Here is a 17,614-nt window from a genome sequence, read left to right on the forward strand (position 1 = left end):
TATTTTTGCCATTATTTGTTTTCATCTGTAGTCTCCTGTGAGCTTTTTTTGAAATATACTCTAAACGTTGTGCCTTCACCTACTTTACTTTCGAACGATATTGTTGCATTATGCTTGTCAGCTATCATCTTAACAATTGACAAGCCAAGTCCTGTGCCTCCAACTTTTCTGCTTCGAGCTTTGTCAACTCTGTAAAATCTTTCAAATAATCTTTTTTGTGCATCTTCTGGTATTCCAGGGCCTGTATCTTGCACTTCAAAAACCAATTTATCTTCCTTTCCATAGCATTTTACAAATACTTTTTTTTCTCCTGTTTCTTTTATCGATGTATATTTGACTGCATTGTCAACTAAATTTAATACAAGTTGAACAAGTCTATCGAAATCTCCATAAACAGTAGATTTACATTCACATTTAGTGTAAAGTTCCACACCGTAATCTTCAGCGAGAGGTTCTAAGATTGTTACAACTCTCTCTATAACTTTGCACATGTTAACATCTGAGAAGTTAAACTTCGCATCTCCAGATTCAAGCTTCTCAAGATCTAGTAAATCGTTTATTAACCTCGTCATCCTTGCTGATTCACTTTCTATTACACCAAGAAATTTTCTAACGAGCTCTTTATTTGACAAATCATCATCAAGCAAGGCCTCAGCGTAACCGTGAATGGATGTCAGAGGTGTCCTAAGTTCGTGAGATACATTTGATATAAATTCTCTGCGCAGTTTATCAAGTTGTTTTTCTTTTGTGGTATCATGGAGTACGATTATATACCTTTCGCTTTCTTGATCAAATTTTATAGGCACGACTTTGGCATCATAGTATCGTGTTTCTCCATTTGTTTGCATCACTACATCGCCACTTTGTATTTCCCCGGTTTCCAGTGCTTTTTCAAACATCTCGAGTAGGAAGTAATTTTCTACAACGTCATAAACCTTTCTTCCCTCTATGCCAGGTCTTGTGATATCTCTACCAGCAATATTGGCAAATGTAATAACTCCGTCTCCTCTTACGATGATTATTGGATCTGTTATATTGTTTAATATGGTGAAAATATTTCTTCTTTCTTTTTCGCTTTCAAATATTCTTTTTTCTAATTCTTCTATCTTTTTTCTAAGTCTTTCATAGATGTATAGAGGAGGTGTGCCAACCTCCTCCCCTATAGTAATTGCAATTTTATCAAGATAACGAGAATATATACGTAAATTTTTTCGATTAAGAAAAAATAATATCGAAAAAATTAATGCTAATACTGTTATAAAAATTGCGTAAATAATCATTTTTCAATTATTCTTCCTTTCCTGGGTCTCTAAATTTATAACCTTTTCCTCTGACTGTAACAACGTATCTTGGATTTGATGGATCATCTTCAATTTTTGTTCTGAGTCTTCTTATGTGTACGTCAACAGTTCTTGTATCGCCGAAGTAGTCATACCCCCACAGTTTGTCAAGTAAAACATCTCTTGAAAATACTTTCCCTTCGTTTTCGGCAAGGAATCTTAGGAGGTCAAATTCAAGTGGGGTAAGACTTACTTTCTTTCCCTTTACTCTTACTTCGTATTTGTCTATATCGATTTCCAAATCTTTTGCAACAATTTTCTTCGGTTTTTCTTCTTTTACAACCGTACCAAGTTGCATTCTTCTAAATACGGCTCTAATTCTTGCAAGAAGCTCTCTAACGCTGAATGGTTTTACTATGTAATCATCTGCGCCAAGTTCCAACCCAAGTACCTTATCAAATTCTTCACCTTTTGCACTAAGGAAGATAACAGGCGTTAACTTATGTTTGTCTTTAGCTCTTATTGTCCTAACAAATTCGAAGCCGTCCATATTTGGAAGCATTATATCGACTATAAACATATCTACATCTTTTTCTTTTAATTCTTGAAGAGCTTTCTCAGCATCTTCTGCAGGGATAACGTCGTATCCTTCTTTCTGTAACGTAAAACTTACCAATTCCAGAATCTCTGGTTGGTCATCAATAATCATAATCGTTTTTTTTGCCATAACCACTCCTCCTTAAATTAAAGTTGTTTTCTTTTACAATTATATCACCAAAAGTTACCTTTTGTCAAAAAGTTTTTTGGTATAGTTTAATAAAGATTACATGTAACAATTTGAAGGAAAAAAATAAAAAGGCAAAACATCGAATGTGTTTTGCCTTTAATTTAAATTTTTAAATGAATAAATTTTAATTTTGAAAGAAATTAGAACGAAAATTCAGTATTTAGTGCTAAGATGTAATTTTGAAAATCTATAGTTTTATAAAATATCGCGAAATTTTTCCAAGAAATTTTTGCAGTAAATATTTGATAGTTAGCTTCACCTGATTTTTCAGGAGTTGTTGCTCCAGACTCTGAAACGTTTCCTGTCCATCCATCCCAGAACCATTTCCATCTTATAGTGCCATTATCATTTACAAGACCTTTTATTAGATAATTGTATCTAAAATCGTAGGAAATGTCTAAATTTTGCAGTGTGCCATTTATACCAAATGAAAACATTTTTGCGTCAGGGCCGTAAATAAACCCAAGAGGATAATCTAAAAGGAGCCTACCACCAGGATTATTTTCTAAATCAAAATGTCTAACGTTTATTTTCAAGTATGGGAGATAGTTAGTGACATACATCCACTCGGATGTTTCTGAATACTCGAACCATATGTTTTGGCTGTATAAATTTAAAGATAGTCCTATATTTTTAGCATTTGCTCCTGGTTTATAATTCGAACCTGTTTCGGTAGGACTGTTGGCATCATCAAGTACAAATTCACCATATATTTTAAGTATATTTGAAAGGTTCAAAGTAAAATCAACACTTCCAGTTACATTACTGAATCCTTCGCCGTAGGTATTATGGAATATCGTAACAGGATTAAGATCTATTATATCAGGAAATTTACCACCAACCACGTTGAGCTCACCAAGACCTATTCTTAAGTCTGTATTCCAAGGCAAGTCTAATAGAAAATCAAGTCTATGTGCGAAAATATACTTTGATGGTTCTGAGAAATATATGCCTGCTGTGTGTTGATCGGAATAATTTTTTTGTATGTACTCTTCTTGTTGTGAAAGTAAAGGGTAAGAAGTAATAGCATGGAATGCATAGCTTGCGTTTGTTGATTTTAAAGATATTGTAATGTTGTCCTGATAAGTTGTTGGAGAGATGTGGACTGGGTATTGAGCATCTCCCCATTTTAATGGGAATCTACCTATTGCAGCAAAAAGCCAATCATTCGCGTAATATAGGTAAGAGTACGTTGGAAAATTCAAATCCACAGATATTTTGGAAAAATCGAGAGGATTTGTTATGTTAAATGGAATATTGTTGCCTTGGTTTAGTGTTGCCAACTTGTTTCTCTTTTCTTTTTCGAAAGGTAATTCTATATAAAGTCCGATGTTTGGGATTTTCCAATTTAAAATTAATTTAAAAAAGGCTGGTATTTCATCTTGTAAATAGAAAACATTCTCAGCGGGATTGGTAGGGACACCTATCCATCTATCTCCCTTGGTTATAAGCTGAGAAGACCAAGAAGCTGTATAAAACGATGGAGAGAAAATTAATTTCATATTTTGCGCGTTAGGAATTTCATTGCTTGCCCATTCTAATGGGACCGGAAGGATTCCAACAACTTTCAATGACTCTGGTTTGTTATAGTAAAAGCTTGAATACGCAAAAATCCATGTGTTTAAAAAAACTATCGTTATTATAACAAATTTTACTATATTTTTACTGGTAATTAGCACTTTATACCCTCCTGAAAGCATCTAGCACAGCTTCGGCAACCGCTCTTTCGAAATTTCCTTCGTTAATAGCTGTGCCTATTATGCTTTCTTCTATTCCATTGTATTGTTTAGTTATGTGTACTAAAACGTATTTTTTACCAACGAAATAAACTTCTGCTACATCATCAAATGATAATGCAAAATCGTGGATTTCAGAGAGGGCATTTAGAACAGCATTTCCAATGACTTTTGGGATGTTTCGCGTTGTCTTAGGACCAGAAAACTCTCCATAAAATTCTTCTTCGCCGTGTTCTATTGTTACGTTAACACGTACGTTTCTTTCATCAATGGGTTCAACTTTCAAGTTTGTAAGTTGGTATGGAAGTATTTTTTGTGATTTAACATCGCCTTCAACTTGCGCGATTGATATTATTTTTCTATCGAGCCTCATCCCTGTGCTTGCCAAAACAACGGTTTCTATATCTCTCACAAGTTGCTTTGGGCTTTTATCACTTGAAGTTATTACGTGGATTTCACTTAAATTTCCACTATCCCCTACAACTTTCACAGCTTTAACCCCGGGTACTTTTGAAATTAGTTCTTCTATTTTCAAAACATCCACAGTAGGCATAATATTCCCCCCGATTAAATTAATAAATATTTTTGTGCATAATTATTATATCACTGAATTTTTGTTTTTCAAAATTTGAAGTTGTTGATATAATATTTTAAGTGGTAAGCAATTCGGAGGTGTTGTGATGGGAAGATTGATATACGGTACAGCTTACGATGGGATGATAAGGTTCTCACTTATTGATTCTAAAGATATTGTAAGTGAGTTAAGGGAGAGACATAAATTAAGTTATCTTCCTACGGTTGTACTTGGAAGATTAACAACTGCCGCAGGATTGGTAATACCATGGTTGTCGGAGAAGGAGACGATAACATTTGTAATTTCAGGTAACGGACCTGCTGGAAATGTTGTAAGTCAATCGAGTGCTAAAGGTACAGTTAGAGGATACATAACAAACAAAGATTTTGAATTAGAACCAAATGAGATAGGAAAATTTGATGTGAAAAACGCAATTGGTCAAGGTGAATTGACTGTTGTTAGAGACGTTGGTTTAAGAACTCCATATGTCTCTAAAGTGCCTTTGATTTCAGGAGAAATAGCGGAGGACGTAGCGTATTACTATACAAAATCAGAACAAATTCCATCGGCATTTGCTCTTGGTGTACTTATGGAAAAAAATGGTGTTTTAACATCAGGTGGACTTGCTGTGCAAATCCTTGATAGACATCTTCCAAATGAAGTGATAATTAAAATAGAGTCAAATCTTAAAAATTTTTCCATGACTCATTATTTGTTTGATAACATTCCTTTAGAAGAAATAGCAAGTTATGTACTTGGCGTTAATAATCTTATTTATGAGGAGACAAATGTTATTTTTAAATGCAATTGTAATAAAGAAAAAGCTTTCGAATCAATTATGATACTTGAATTGGAAGACTTGTACGAACTTCTCTCCGAGGAAAAAGCTGAAGTTACGTGTAAATGGTGTGGTTCGGTTTATCTATTTGATAAGGAAGATATAGAAAAAGCTATAGAACTAAAGAAAAAAGAGTAATAGCGCTTTATTTAGTTTATTTCTAATATTTCGTAAAGCATATTTTCTGCTTCTCTTTCATGGCCTTCTATGTATTTGTTCATAATTTCTAAGATTTTGTTTTCAAATTCTTCAGGGAGTATTTTTTTTAAATTATTGTATTCTACACGCATTATTTTTGGATGTTGTGTTTTTTCTGGTTTTTCGTATTCGTAGAAAAGTTCTTCCTCAAGCTTTTCTCCTGGAATTGCGCCCGTGTATTTTATTTTTATATTTTGTTTTCCCATAATCTTGGCAAGGGCTTTTGCTACTTCTTCAACGGGAATCTGCTCTCCCATATCAAGGACGTATAGTTCTCTATTTGTGGATAAAGCTCCCGCTTGAATTACGAGTGACACGGCTTCTGGGATGCTCATCCAATAACGTTTCATTCTTGGATCAGTTATTGTTACAGGTTCATCGTTTTCTATTTGTTTTTTGAATTTCCAAAGCACACTGCCTCTGCTGCCTATGACATTTCCGAATCTTACTATCGAAAAATCTGTCTTGCATGTATCTGGTATTGAGAGTAAGTAAAGTTCCGCTAATCTTTTACTTGTACCCATATATGAAGTTGGATGAACTGCTTTGTCGGTGGATATAAACACGAATTTTTCAACATTGTAGTTGCAAGATAATTTTGCAAGGTTTATGGTGCCTAATACATTTACTCTAAGTGCTTCGTAAAGATTGTTTTGCATAAAAAATACATGTTTGTGTGCAGCGGCGTGGAAGACAATATCCGGCCTATGAGTTTTGAAAATTTTTTCCATCATGTTTTTGTCTGTAACGTCTGATATTATTGGCACTATATCGAGTTCGTAATATTTCTCTTTCAATTCGTTGTAAATTTCATATATGCTATTTTCTCCTCGCCCAACTAAGACTACTTTTTTTGGAGAAAACTTACAAACTTGCCTTGAAATTTCAGAACCGATACTACCACCGGCGCCGGTTATTAGAATTGTTTTTCCTGTTAAGTATTTGCTTATAGAGTCTATGTCAACACTTACTGGTTCCCTTCCAACAATATCTTGTAAGGAAATTTCACGTAAATCTGTTATTGTTGGATTTCTATCTAAAAATTCGGTTATTGAAGGGAAAGTTTTTAGTTTAACTTTTTCTGTATCTATTGTTGAGATTATTCTGCTCATGACTTGTTTTGAAGCAGAGGGTATAGCTATTAGTATTTCATCAATTTCAAGCTTATCGATGTAATTATTTATTGAGTCTACAGAGTCCAAAACCTTTACACCGGCAACGTATTTTCCTATTTTTTGTGTATCGTCATCGAAAAAGGCGACAACGGTACCGTAGTTTGTTCTTTTTATTTCGTTTAATAATATGACACCAGCATCACCGGCACCTATTATAGCTATTCTTTTTTCGCTTTTTCGTTTCCAACTTAACAGATATTGATAAATTATCCTTGCACTTAATAGGAGAAAATAGCTACCAAGGAAGGTAAGCATTCCAACGGAACGTGGAAGAACGACCAATCTTGTGAAATGTATGAATATTAGTGTGAAAGCATAACCAATAAACAGACCTCTTAGTAGAACAATCAAATCTTTTGGTGTTGCATAACGCCAGACAATGCGGTAAGTACCATTTAAAAGGTTCGATATAATTGTTATTATTACAAGGACAAAAACCCCGGATGAATACTTTGACATTTCTAAAAAGTCGAATCCAAATCTTACAAACAATGCATTCAAGCCAGCTAATGTTAAAAGCGTGATATCTATTAGAAAGAGCAAAAAATTTCTACTCGAAAAGAGTTTTAGAAAATTATCAATTTTTTTAGACTTCAAATTTCAGGAACACCTCCGGGGATATATTTTATGCTTGCACCTAATTTTGAGAACTTTTCAATCACGTTTTCGTAACCTCTGAAAATATGTTCAACGCTTGTTACCTCAGTTCTATCTTCCGCAGCTAATCCTGCAATTACCAAAGCCGCTGTTGCTCTTAAATCGGTGCCCATAACTGTTGTGCCATATAACTTTTCGACACCATTTATAAATACTGTATTCTCGATAATTTTCATATTTGCACCCATTCTGACAAGCTCCGCAACATGAGCAAACCTTGTTTTAAAGACATTTTCCGTTACCGTGCTAGAACCATCAGCAAGTGAAAGGTAAACCAATATTTGTGGCTGAAGGTCTGTGGGGAAACCTGGATATGGTAATACATTTATATCGCAACCATACCATTTATCCGGGGATTTTACTTCTACCTCATTTTCCCCCTTCTTAATAATTGCACCGGTTTTTTCTAAAACAAACCATAAAGCTTCTAAGTGTTCTGGTATTATATTTTTTACAATTCCTTCTCCTTTTGTTGCGAGTATGCCTATTATGTATGTTCCTGCTTCTATTCTATCTGGTATTATTGTATGTTCACATCCGTGGAGCTTTTCTACACCTTCAACTATTATCTTACTTGTACCAGCGCCATAAACTTTTGCTCCCATTTTGTTCAGCAAATTTTGTAAATCAATTATTTCAGGTTCCATCGCTGCATTCTCTATAATCGTCTTACCTGGAAGTATGGCTGCGGTACTCATTATATGCTCTGTTGCTCCAACACTTGGAAATGGTAAATAAACTACACTTTCTTCCTCTTTTTTCCCTCTCTTAGCACGTATCTCGCCATGGTCAAAGCTTATTTCAAAACCAATTTTTTTAAGACCTTCAAGGTGAAAATCAACAGGTCTTGCCCCTATTGCACAACCACCAGGAAGGGGCGTGCTTGCTTCACCAACTAATGCGGCAATAGGGCCAAGGACGTTAAATGATGCACGCATTTTTCTAACAAGTTCGTACTGAATATGTGTTATTGAGATTTTACCTGAAATCTTTACAATACCTTTATGTTTGTCAAAAAAGACGTCTTTACCCGTAGTTCTGAGAATATCAATCATTGTTTCAACATCGGATAGAACTGGAACTTTGTAAAGTGTGACCTCTTCTTCTGTGAGCAAAGCGGCAGCCAAAAGAGGTAACGCAGAATTTTTTGCGCCCGATATCTCAACTTCACCAGAAAGTTTACTTCTTTCAACTATTATTGAACCCATAATTTAATCATTCTCTCCTTTTTTATACATAGTTACTTTACATTATTCTACAATTTTCATTAGCTCTTCTATGTTTGTTGAATCATCTGGATAATTTGAAATTTTTACTGTCGCTGGTATATTATGTAGTATGAGCGCATTTTCAATTCTTTCTTTAACTTTCATACTATTTTCCTTATTTACTTCTGTTAAGAGTACAATGAATTGATTTTCAGAGCTTCTTCCAACGCTGTCAAGAGGGACTCTTACAAGTTCTTTTAATAATTTTCCAACACCCAATAAGTTTTGTTCTTTTTCTATCTGTGCCATTTTGTCGAAATTACTAATGGTTACTGTTATAATGGCGTAGCCAAAATTTTCTTCAAACGCTTTTTGATGATAGTACGAAATGAGCTTTAACATATGTTCTTTTGAGTATACTCTTGTCAGTGGGTCTATCATTCTCTTTGTCCCTACGTCTTTTATAAAATCATCAAAGACTTCAAACTGTTTTTTCATAATAGAAGAATATTCGGTGAGAAGCATTTCCAACTCGTTTTCACGCATCTTTAATTTTGATATTTCATCTTCTAACTCTCTTACTCTTTGGATTAACTCTTCTTTTGAAAGCTTTTCGTATTCCATAGTTATTTCCCCCCGTTCGAATTATTTGAACCATCATTTATGGTGTAATCTTCTAAAAGCACTACGTACTTAGGAATTGTAGGAATTTTGATTCTGAAGATACCATTGCTATACTCACCTATTGATATATTGTTATTTTTTAATAGTCGCCCGTATGGTATATATTCCGAGATATAGACTTTGCCATTTATTTTAATATTTGGGTCTGGTAAATCTATCCTATAGTTTGAATAATAACCAACCGTTTTTTTTGTGTACATTTCGTATGCTTGTGTATCTGTTGATTCTTTCAGTGTTTGAGTGGCCTCATTTGTGGATTCTATTGATTCAATAGTTACAGGGAATTCTTTCTCCCACCACTTTATCGCGTATCCAACGTTACCAGTTTTTTCAACAAAACCAATTAGCTCACCTGTCGTTGCGTCAACAACAATACCTTTTTTCTTTAGATTCAGAACATAAATTCCTTTAGAGTCTTCACTTAAAACTTCAAGAGCATTGGTAGTAGTATCTTTGAATAAAGTAACATTTAGAGTAATTTTTTCTTTTTCAAATAATTTTTCCAAATTTCTTTTTGAACTGTAAATTGGTGTAGAAGATTTATACAATATTGTATGTATTGAGTTAGCTATGGAGTTTTTTGAAAAAATATCGAGAAATAGTAAAAGCATGAGAACAAGAAAGACAATAACTAATGTATTTAACTTCATTCTACGCTCTTCAACCTCACAAGTATATCCATTTTATCCAATACCATTCCTGCACCTTTTGCAACACAGCTCATTGGATCTTCTGCGCGTACTACTTTTATACCTGTTTCTTTTTCAAGTAGTTCGCAGATGCCCTTGAGTAATGAACCGCCACCAGCTACAACAATTCCCCGTTCTGTTATATCAGCAACGAGTTCCGGAGGAGTTTTCTCTAGAGTAGCTTTTGCAGTTTCGACAATTTGCATTGCTGTAGGTCTTATTGCTTCACGTATTTCTCCCCCAGTTAATGTTAATTTTTTGGGTAATCCACTTGATAATTCTATACCAACTATTTCAGTTTGTAATTCATCAAATTCTTTCAGAGGGTAAACGTTTCCAATTTCTATTTTTACACGTTCAGCTGTTCTTACACCGATTGTAACTCTGTAAACTTCTCTGACATATTGTATTATAGCTTCGTCGAATTCGTCTCCTGCAATTCTTGAGGAAGTTGCATTAACTATTGAACCAAGAGATATAACTGCTGCTTCCGTTGTCCCCCCACCGATATCTATAACCATATTTCCTTGCGGTTCTTCAACTGGAAGCCCTGCTCCTATAGCAGTTGCCATGGGTTCTTCTATTAAGAAAACCTTTTTTGCACCAGCTTCTTTCCCTGCTGTTAAAAGAGCTCTACTTTCAACTTCCGTTACACCATAAGGCACACCGATAACTACACGTGGTTTGAAAAACGAGAAACTTTCTTGAGCCTTTCCTATGAAGTAGCTCAACATCGCTAATGCAACATCGTAATCTGCGATGACGCCATCTTTGAGAGGCCTGATAGCTTGGATAAAAGATGGAGTCTTACCTATCATTTTCTTTGCTTCCGCACCGACTTTTACTATCTCTCCTGTGTCAACATTAATTGATATAACGGAAGGCTCGTTTATAACTATTCCTTTACCCCTCACATAAACTAAAGTATTTGCGGTTCCCAGATCTATTCCAAGATCAGATCTGCCAAACATTACTGCACTTCCTTTCTGATTATTTTTTCGAATAATTCAGTGGCTTCGTCTATTTTCTCAATTAACTTTCCACCAGCTTGAGCAAATGTTGGACTACCTCCGCCACCACCACCAAGTACTTTTGAAACCAATTTCGCTATGTTTCCGGCGTTATAATCTTGAGTAAGTTCTTTTGGAACTTTTACGGTCACAATTATTTTATCACTCATTTTAGATATAAGTAATACAATACCTTTTATTCTATCTGATATGTTATCTATAAGATCTTTTAAGATATCAGGTTCGACATCTTCAAGGACAGAGACTACATATTTTATATTGTTGTATTCTTTAACTTTTTTAGCGATCTCTTCAGGATTTATGAGTTTTCTCTTTATCTCCTGTATTTCTTTTTCTAAGTTCTTTTTCTCTTCCAAAATTTTTTGTATTTTTTCGACAATTTCACTTTTTGGAGCTTCGAGCAAAAGTTTTAATTTTTCGAAAAGTTCCTCATCTGTTCTCAAATATTCAAGAGAATTTAAACCTGTTATAGCTTCAATTCTTCTAACCCCAGCACTAACAGCAGATTCTGATACTATCTTAAATAGCCCTATTTCACCGGTATTTTTTACATGTGTACCACCACATAATTCTTCACTAAAATCGGAAACTTTTACGACTCTTACAAAATCACCATATTTTTCTTCGAATAATGCCATTGCGCCTTCTTTGACAGCCTCATCGTAGCTTTTAATTTCTGTGACTACAGGTATAGCTTTTAGAATTACTTCGTTCACTATGTTTTCTATTTTTGTAATTTCATCTTTTGTTAATGCTTGATAATGTGTAAAGTCGAATCTTAGTCTTGTTGGTTCAACCAAAGACCCAGCTTGCCTTACATGTGAGCCAAGAACTTTTCTTAAGGCTGAGTGCAAAATGTGGGTTGCAGTATGATTTCTCATCGTTGATTTTCTCTTTATTTCATCAACTTGAGATTGTACTTTTTCATTTACTGATATTTTTCCATTTAGCTTACCTCTATGTACGATTATACCTTCAACTGGTGAATAAACATATTCTACCGTGAAAAGTCCATCCTGGGATTTTATTACTCCAGTATCTGCTACTTGGCCACCTTTCTCAGCATAAAATGGGGTTATATCAAGTATTAATTCGCATTCTAAATCGTTGCCCTCGGCTTTTTCAACAAATTCTCCATTTACCCTTATTTTCAATACAGAAGATTCTGATACTAGTGTATCGTAACCAACAAATACGGTTTCTATCCCTAAATTTTCATACCCTGTTTTTTGGGCAAATTCTACTTCACCTTGAGCTTTTCTTGACCTTTCTCTTTGCTCTTCTAAGTATTTTTCAAATCCTTTTTCATCAAGTTCGTATCCATTTTCTGTAGCAATGTCTCTGAGTATATCAATTGGAAAACCATATGTATCGTACAATTTAAAAGCGTCTTCTGCACTTATTTTTCCAGAAGTGGTAACTATTTTTTGCACTATTTCAAGTCCTCTGGAAAGATTATTGATAAACTTCAACTCTTCGCTTTTTACTATATTTTCCACAAAGCTTTGCTTTTCAACGATTTCTGGGTAAATTTTCCCCATTTTTTGAACAACACTATCGACGATTTTGTATAAGAATGGTTCTTTTGCTCCTAATAATACTCCGTGCCTAAGAGCTCTTCTAAGTACCCTTCTTAATACATAACCTCTCCCTTCATTTGAAGGTAAGACGCCATCGGCAATCATAAACGTGACAGACCTTACATGGTCGGCGATAACCCTTATAGAAACGTCTTTTACTTTGTCGGATTTATAAGATACTTTAAGTACATTTTCAATGCTTTCTATTATGGGTTTGAACAAATCTGTATCAAAGTTCCAATAAACTCCTTGCATCATTGCGGAGATTCTTTCAAGACCAGCGCCAGTATCTATATTTTTTCTTGGGAGTGGATGAAGATTTCCTTCTTCATCTTGGTAAAATTCAGTGAAGACAAGATTCCAAATTTCTATGTATCTTCCATCTGTATTTGCTGGTGTTGGGTCCTGACCTTCTGGTACCGGGACTTCAACGCCCGTGTCGTAGAATATTTCAGAGCATGGACCACATGGACCTGTTGGACCTGCAGGTCCCCAAAAGTTATCTTCTTTGCTCATTCTTACTATTTTTCGTTCAGGTACACCTAGCTTGCGCCAAATTTCGTAAGCTTCGTCATCGTATTCGTAAACGGAAACCCATAATTTTTCTTCTGGCATCTCTAGTACTTTGGTCACGAATTCCCAAGCCCATTCAATAGCTTCTTGTTTAAAGTAATCTCCAAAAGAGAAATTACCGAGCATTTCGAAGAAAGTATGATGCCTTGGTGTTCTACCAACATTTTCTATATCATTTGTTCTTACACATTTTTGGCAAGTTGTAACTCTTGGATATACTGGATCAACTTTGCCCCAAAAAATTGGTTTAAATGGTACCATGCCTGCTACTGTAAACATCAATTGTGGATCGTCTGGAATCAAAGATGCGCTTGGTAATCTTTTGTGCCCTTTTTTCTCAAAAAAGCTAAGATATGCTTCCCTAATTTCATCACTTGTCATGAATTTCATCTATTTACACCTCCAAATTTATTCATTCTAGAATGGTCTTTTTTCTTAATAGAAAAGTTTTAAAATAATATAGACAACTGGAGTGATAAAGAGCAAACCATCGATTCTATCCAACATTCCACCATGACCCGGCATTAAATTTCCCATATGTTTGACATTGTAATGTCTCTTAATAGATGATTCGAATATATCACCAAAAGAGTCCATTAATCCTGTAAGAAAAGCGATTAAAAGTTCCAAAAAAAATGTTAATTTCATTTCTGAGTGGAAGAATGTGTTCGCAATTATCTGATAGATAATTATATAAACAAATGTTCCACCAATACCACCAAAGAAACCTTCCCAACTCTTGTTTGGACTGTAATGGCTTCCGAATTTGTGCTTCCCAAATAACATACCGAATGCATAGGCAAAACTATCGTAAGACCAAGAGAGCGTTAAAGTTAGCAAAGCAATTGCTGGTCCATAGATATCGTAGAGTGGTATAAAGAAAGAAAGCAAAAATGATATGTATATTAAAGCAGTTGAATATGCGAAATAAACTTCCGTTATAATTTCCCGATTTTTGATTTTATAAAGTGCTACAATTATTCCAGTCATATAAATTACGGCAAGAAGTTCCATGGGATGATTTCTAAAAGCAACACCGTACAATATCGGATAAACCGTTACGATGGCTGTGTATGTAAACGAAAGCCAAGTACTATGGCGTTTTATAGTTGTGAAAAACAACTCACTCGATGTTATCATAACTATCGTTGCGACTAATCCTACTAAACTGCTGTAAGATATAAAGCACAATACAACGAATGGAGCAACTATAATAGCGCTTATGAATCTTTGAATCGTTTCCTTTTTTAGATTTTTCTGAGAATTGGTGTTTTTTTCAATTGTTTCTGGCATTTTACTTTATTCCCCCAAACCTTCTATCTCTATTTGAGTATTCATCGATGGCTTTTTGGAGTTCTTCTTCGGTAAATTCAGGCCAAAGAAGTTTTGAAAAGTAAAGTTCGCTGTAAGCTATTTGCCAAATTAAAAAGTTACTTATTCTCATCTCACCAGAAGTACGTATCACAAGGTCTGGATCAGGTACATCCGGTGCATATAAATAATTTCTAAAGCTGTTTTCATCTAATTTATCTGGTGTAATATTACCTTTTTTAGTGTCTTCCATTAATCTTTTTATGCCATCGATGATTTCATTTCGACCACCATAATTAAATGCCATTATTACTTGTATACGCGAGTTATTTTTTGTTTTTTCTTCGTACTCTAAACATTTGTCTTTTAAAGAACTTGGGAGTTTATCTATTCTCCCTATGAATCTAAGCCTAACGCCTTCTTTATTCATGCGTTCATAAAATTCATGAATTTTATTTTCCAAAAGACCGAATATGAAATTTACCTCTTCCATAGGTCTTTTCCAGTTTTCAGTTGAAAAAGCATAAAACGTGGTGTATTTTACACCACGATTTGCACACCATTTGACAACATCTTCTATTTTGTATGCTCCAACGTAATGACCGTAAGTTCGTGGTTTACCTTGTTTTTTTGCCCATCGGCCATTTCCATCCATTATAAATGCGATGTGTATTGGTACATTATTAGTTGAATTGTTCATCAAAATTCCATTATCTCCTTTTCTTTTTTCTCGAAGAGTTTATCAAGTTCTGCAACATATTTATCTGTCAAGTTTTGAATTTCCTTCTCAAGTCTCTTTTCATCGTCTTCTGAAATTTCTCCTGCTTTTTTCTTATCTTTTATATCTTTTAAAATATCTCTTCTTATATTTCTCACTGCAACTTTACCTTCTTCAACTATTTCTTTGGCTTTTTTAACCCACTTTTGTCTTTGCTCAGTTGTCGGTGTTGGAAAGTTTATTCTTACGACGGTACCATCATTAACAGGCGTCAATCCGAGGTCACTTGCTAATATGGCTTTTTCAATAACATTCAGTAAATTTCTTTCCCAAGGTTTTATAACGAGTTGTCTTTCTTCTGTAGTTACTTGAGCGACTTGGAGAACGGGTGTTGGCACTCCATAGTAATCAATTTTAATTTCTTCAAGTACAGCAGGGGTTGCCCTACCTGTTCTCAAATGTTTAAGTTCTTCAGCAATTTTTTCAACGGATTTTTTCATCTTTTCTTCTGTTGTCTTTATAAAGGAATTTACCATATCTCTGCACCTCCAAGTTATATGTTTTATATTTTATCAATATTACTTATGCATATTGCTGTTATACCTTTATTTTGCGATTCTGGATATACATTGTTCCCACTTTTAAATTTAACCGAAACTTGACAATTAAGTATATTCTCAAGATTTTGAGTAATTTTTTCCCTATAGTCTTTTAATTTTATCGGAGAAATTATAACACAATCTATTGAAGATGGAAAGAAGCCTGATGAAATAACATATTTTGTTACTTCTTCTAGCATATCGATACTTCTTCTGTCTTTATTTGACTCATTTTCTGGAAACAGTACACCTATATCTTTTTTATGCGTTATTCCTACTATGCTGTCTATTATTGCGTGTGTCAAAACATCTGCATCTGAATGTCCTAATAATCCCATGTTAGATTCTATATCAACACCGCCAATTACTAAATTTCTGCTTTCAACAAGAGGGTGTGTATCCCAGCCGATACCTGTAAAAGTCTGATAATCGCTTATTCTTGAAAAGCGTTTCATTTTTGGATGTACAGATTTTGATTCTTGGAATCCGAATTTTTCGAATATAGATGTTTTAAAGGTATCCACTATAATTTTCTTGTATCTGTTTTCTTTCATAAATTTATATAGTAAAAATTCCTTCATTTCACCTGAGAGAGATATTATGTAAAGATCATCCACAGAAAAATCCATCAATATTCTCTCTATAATGTATATCATCTTCGAACCAACAGGAATTATCTTGAAGCCAAGTAATTTAAACCATTTTTGATAACCATGTCGAAAACCAGCTTTTGTTGCATAAAGTAAAACGCTTTTAATTTCTTTACCATCTGTCAATAGTAACATGTTCTGCTTGATAAAAGGTGGTATATCTTCTTCTAAAGCCTTTGATATATAATCTATAGCTTTATTGCCAAATAATTCATCAAAAAACTCAGACTTTTCAGAATATATTAATTCTGCTATTTTTTGTATATTTTCATTTGTTGCTTTTATTATGTTCATAACGTTTGCACCTCTATAAAGATAGATAGATTATTTAAATTCTTATTTGGTGAAAATATAAATTATTATAAGAAGTGCCCCGGTTATCAATAGTGTTGTCATAAAAGATATCAACAACTCTGAACCAGTTGTTGGTGGTATCTCAACCTTTATATGTTTAGGTAGTTCTTTCTGGGACTCTTTTTGTTGTTGAGTGTTGTATTTTCTCTTTTTTAAAAAGTAAGTTTCATCGCTGAGTATTTTTAGCGCAGGACTTACTAGTGTTTTACCTATAATTCCATCGCCGATTTCAATTTTCACAAGAAATAAGTTCCCGCCTTTAACTCGGACAAGTTCTTTGCTAATTATTATGCCTTCTAAAGAAGACTTTTGCTTGTCGATCCCTGGATATAATTCTCTAATTTGTTTTTCGTATTTCCCAAAATTTAAAATTACCACCGGTATTTTATCGCCGATATCGAATTGAATTATAGATGTGCCATTTATGGGATCGATAACTGGAAAAACTTCAGCGCAGTCTGCCACATCTGCTCTTGAATATATCTCAAGTACAGAACCATCTGAGAAATCTTCTTGAAGATTCATAAATGTAAAGGCAGAATATTCTTCAAGGCTCATTGCGTGAAATTTAAATGAGACCTCCATTTTCGGGCTCCATTCTTCAAGTAAATCACTGAGAATAGTTTTGGTAACCTCTACATCATCGTCTTTTATCGCTGTTGAAAATTCAATGCCTAGAGGAATTTTACCCCTTCGATTCAGCATATTATTCAAGTATGCTAAAAACGCTAATGTTATGTCGTAGATGCCCGGAATTTCTTTTATTTTCTTCTTTATATTTTCAAGTTTTTCTTTAAATTCATTTAAGTTTTCTTCTAAAGTTATATCCTCTAATATATTTGAATATCTTAGAGGAACTACGACAAAATCATAATCCGGAGCATTATTGGTTTTTCCAAAAAAATACCCCACTATATCTTCAGCTGTTCCCTTGCTTTTAGCTCTAACTTTTATGAAATAAAGATCCAAAAG

At 34.2% G+C, this 17,614-nt stretch carries 16 protein-coding genes; 1 reads left to right on the forward strand and 15 read right to left on the reverse strand.

Annotated features, from left to right (window positions below; all coding sequences use genetic code 11):
• Positions 1–11: 11 nt before the first annotated feature.
• The 4 genes from FNOD_RS07765 to FNOD_RS07780 all read right to left on the reverse strand — a co-directional run bounded on the left by FNOD_RS07765 (position 12) and on the right by FNOD_RS07780 (position 4,356).
• Positions 12–1,280 (reverse strand): sensor histidine kinase, encoded by a 1,269-nt coding sequence (locus FNOD_RS07765; protein WP_011994637.1) that lies wholly within the window; start codon positions 1,278–1,280, stop codon positions 12–14.
• Positions 1,281–1,287: 7 nt separating this feature from the next.
• Positions 1,288–2,007 carry a response regulator transcription factor gene (locus FNOD_RS07770; RefSeq protein WP_011994638.1) on the reverse strand — a complete coding sequence of 240 codons (720 nt, stop codon included), beginning with the start codon at positions 2,005–2,007 and terminating at the stop codon, positions 1,288–1,290.
• 200 nt (positions 2,008–2,207) lie between these two features.
• Complete coding sequence (locus FNOD_RS07775; protein WP_011994639.1) at positions 2,208–3,746, reverse strand: hypothetical protein; 1,539 nt, start codon at positions 3,744–3,746, stop codon at positions 2,208–2,210.
• Position 3,747: 1 nt separating this feature from the next.
• The gene (locus FNOD_RS07780) at positions 3,748–4,356 is read right to left on the reverse strand and encodes a hypothetical protein (RefSeq protein ID WP_011994640.1); all 609 of its coding nucleotides are present in this window, start codon (positions 4,354–4,356) and stop codon (positions 3,748–3,750) included.
• A 127-nt stretch (positions 4,357–4,483) separates the two neighbouring features.
• On the opposite strand from FNOD_RS07780, the gene FNOD_RS07785 reads away from it, so the two are divergent.
• On the forward strand, positions 4,484–5,353 hold the full coding sequence (locus tag FNOD_RS07785) for an Hsp33 family molecular chaperone HslO (RefSeq protein WP_011994641.1): 870 nt from the start codon (positions 4,484–4,486) through the stop codon (positions 5,351–5,353).
• Between the two features lie 11 nt (positions 5,354–5,364).
• Here the strand turns inward: FNOD_RS07785 and FNOD_RS07790 are convergent, their stop codons facing one another.
• Genes FNOD_RS07790 through FNOD_RS07840 form a run of 11 tightly spaced genes read right to left on the reverse strand, consistent with a single transcriptional unit; the run spans position 5,365 to position 17,611 of the window.
• Complete coding sequence (locus FNOD_RS07790) at positions 5,365–7,185, reverse strand: nucleoside-diphosphate sugar epimerase/dehydratase (RefSeq protein WP_011994642.1); 1,821 nt, start codon at positions 7,183–7,185, stop codon at positions 5,365–5,367.
• Positions 7,182–8,453, reverse strand: a complete 1,272-nt coding sequence (murA, locus tag FNOD_RS07795; RefSeq protein ID WP_011994643.1) for a UDP-N-acetylglucosamine 1-carboxyvinyltransferase — start codon at positions 8,451–8,453, stop codon at positions 7,182–7,184. Before murA ends, FNOD_RS07790 begins: the two co-directional genes overlap by 4 nt.
• Before the next feature lie 42 nt (positions 8,454–8,495).
• Positions 8,496–9,077 (reverse strand): diguanylate cyclase domain-containing protein, encoded by a 582-nt coding sequence (locus tag FNOD_RS07800; RefSeq protein ID WP_011994644.1) that lies wholly within the window; start codon positions 9,075–9,077, stop codon positions 8,496–8,498.
• Between the two features lie 2 nt (positions 9,078–9,079).
• Positions 9,080–9,787 carry a hypothetical protein gene (locus FNOD_RS07805; protein ID WP_011994645.1) on the reverse strand — a complete coding sequence of 236 codons (708 nt, stop codon included), beginning with the start codon at positions 9,785–9,787 and terminating at the stop codon, positions 9,080–9,082.
• Complete coding sequence (gene mreB / locus FNOD_RS07810) at positions 9,784–10,797, reverse strand: rod shape-determining protein (protein ID WP_011994646.1); 1,014 nt, start codon at positions 10,795–10,797, stop codon at positions 9,784–9,786. Before mreB ends, FNOD_RS07805 begins: the two co-directional genes overlap by 4 nt.
• Positions 10,797–13,400, reverse strand: coding sequence for an alanine--tRNA ligase (gene alaS / locus FNOD_RS07815; protein ID WP_011994647.1), 2,604 nt, complete (start codon positions 13,398–13,400; stop codon positions 10,797–10,799). The genes mreB and alaS overlap by 1 nt, the downstream gene beginning before the upstream one ends.
• Before the next feature lie 45 nt (positions 13,401–13,445).
• Positions 13,446–14,303: a phosphatidate cytidylyltransferase gene (locus tag FNOD_RS07820; protein ID WP_011994648.1), complete on the reverse strand. Its 858-nt coding sequence runs from the start codon at positions 14,301–14,303 to the stop codon at positions 13,446–13,448.
• 1 nt (position 14,304) lies between these two features.
• The gene (locus FNOD_RS07825) at positions 14,305–15,021 is read right to left on the reverse strand and encodes an isoprenyl transferase (RefSeq protein ID WP_041256977.1); all 717 of its coding nucleotides are present in this window, start codon (positions 15,019–15,021) and stop codon (positions 14,305–14,307) included.
• On the reverse strand, positions 15,021–15,575 hold the full coding sequence (gene frr / locus FNOD_RS07830) for a ribosome recycling factor (RefSeq protein WP_011994650.1): 555 nt from the start codon (positions 15,573–15,575) through the stop codon (positions 15,021–15,023). Before frr ends, FNOD_RS07825 begins: the two co-directional genes overlap by 1 nt.
• Positions 15,576–15,601: 26 nt before the next feature.
• Positions 15,602–16,582 (reverse strand): 2-C-methyl-D-erythritol 2,4-cyclodiphosphate synthase, encoded by a 981-nt coding sequence (locus FNOD_RS09385; protein ID WP_011994651.1) that lies wholly within the window; start codon positions 16,580–16,582, stop codon positions 15,602–15,604.
• A gap of 42 nt (positions 16,583–16,624) precedes the next feature.
• The gene (locus tag FNOD_RS07840) at positions 16,625–17,611 is read right to left on the reverse strand and encodes a DUF4899 domain-containing protein (RefSeq protein ID WP_011994652.1); all 987 of its coding nucleotides are present in this window, start codon (positions 17,609–17,611) and stop codon (positions 16,625–16,627) included.
• Positions 17,612–17,614 lie beyond the last annotated feature (3 nt).

Source organism: Fervidobacterium nodosum Rt17-B1 (assembly GCF_000017545.1).
Classification (GTDB): domain Bacteria; phylum Thermotogota; class Thermotogae; order Thermotogales; family Fervidobacteriaceae; genus Fervidobacterium; species Fervidobacterium nodosum.

Coding starts and splice junctions, on each gene's coding strand:
- FNOD_RS07770 (WP_011994638.1), bottom strand. CDS start 2,007: ATGGCAAAAAAAACGATTATGATTATTGATGACCAACCAGAGATTCTG.
- FNOD_RS07785 (WP_011994641.1), top strand. CDS start 4,484: ATGGGAAGATTGATATACGGTACAGCTTACGATGGGATGATAAGGTTC.
- FNOD_RS07820 (WP_011994648.1), bottom strand. CDS start 14,303: ATGCCAGAAACAATTGAAAAAAACACCAATTCTCAGAAAAATCTAAAA.
- FNOD_RS07780 (WP_011994640.1), bottom strand. CDS start 4,356: ATGCCTACTGTGGATGTTTTGAAAATAGAAGAACTAATTTCAAAAGTA.
- FNOD_RS07765 (WP_011994637.1), bottom strand. CDS start 1,280: ATGATTATTTACGCAATTTTTATAACAGTATTAGCATTAATTTTTTCG.
- frr (WP_011994650.1), bottom strand. CDS start 15,575: ATGGTAAATTCCTTTATAAAGACAACAGAAGAAAAGATGAAAAAATCC.
- mreB (WP_011994646.1), bottom strand. CDS start 10,797: ATGTTTGGCAGATCTGATCTTGGAATAGATCTGGGAACCGCAAATACT.
- FNOD_RS07800 (WP_011994644.1), bottom strand. CDS start 9,077: ATGGAATACGAAAAGCTTTCAAAAGAAGAGTTAATCCAAAGAGTAAGA.
- FNOD_RS09385 (WP_011994651.1), bottom strand. CDS start 16,582: ATGAACATAATAAAAGCAACAAATGAAAATATACAAAAAATAGCAGAA.
- murA (WP_011994643.1), bottom strand. CDS start 8,453: ATGGGTTCAATAATAGTTGAAAGAAGTAAACTTTCTGGTGAAGTTGAG.
- FNOD_RS07825 (WP_041256977.1), bottom strand. CDS start 15,021: ATGAACAATTCAACTAATAATGTACCAATACACATCGCATTTATAATG.
- FNOD_RS07805 (WP_011994645.1), bottom strand. CDS start 9,787: ATGAAGTTAAATACATTAGTTATTGTCTTTCTTGTTCTCATGCTTTTA.
- alaS (WP_011994647.1), bottom strand. CDS start 13,400: ATGAAATTCATGACAAGTGATGAAATTAGGGAAGCATATCTTAGCTTT.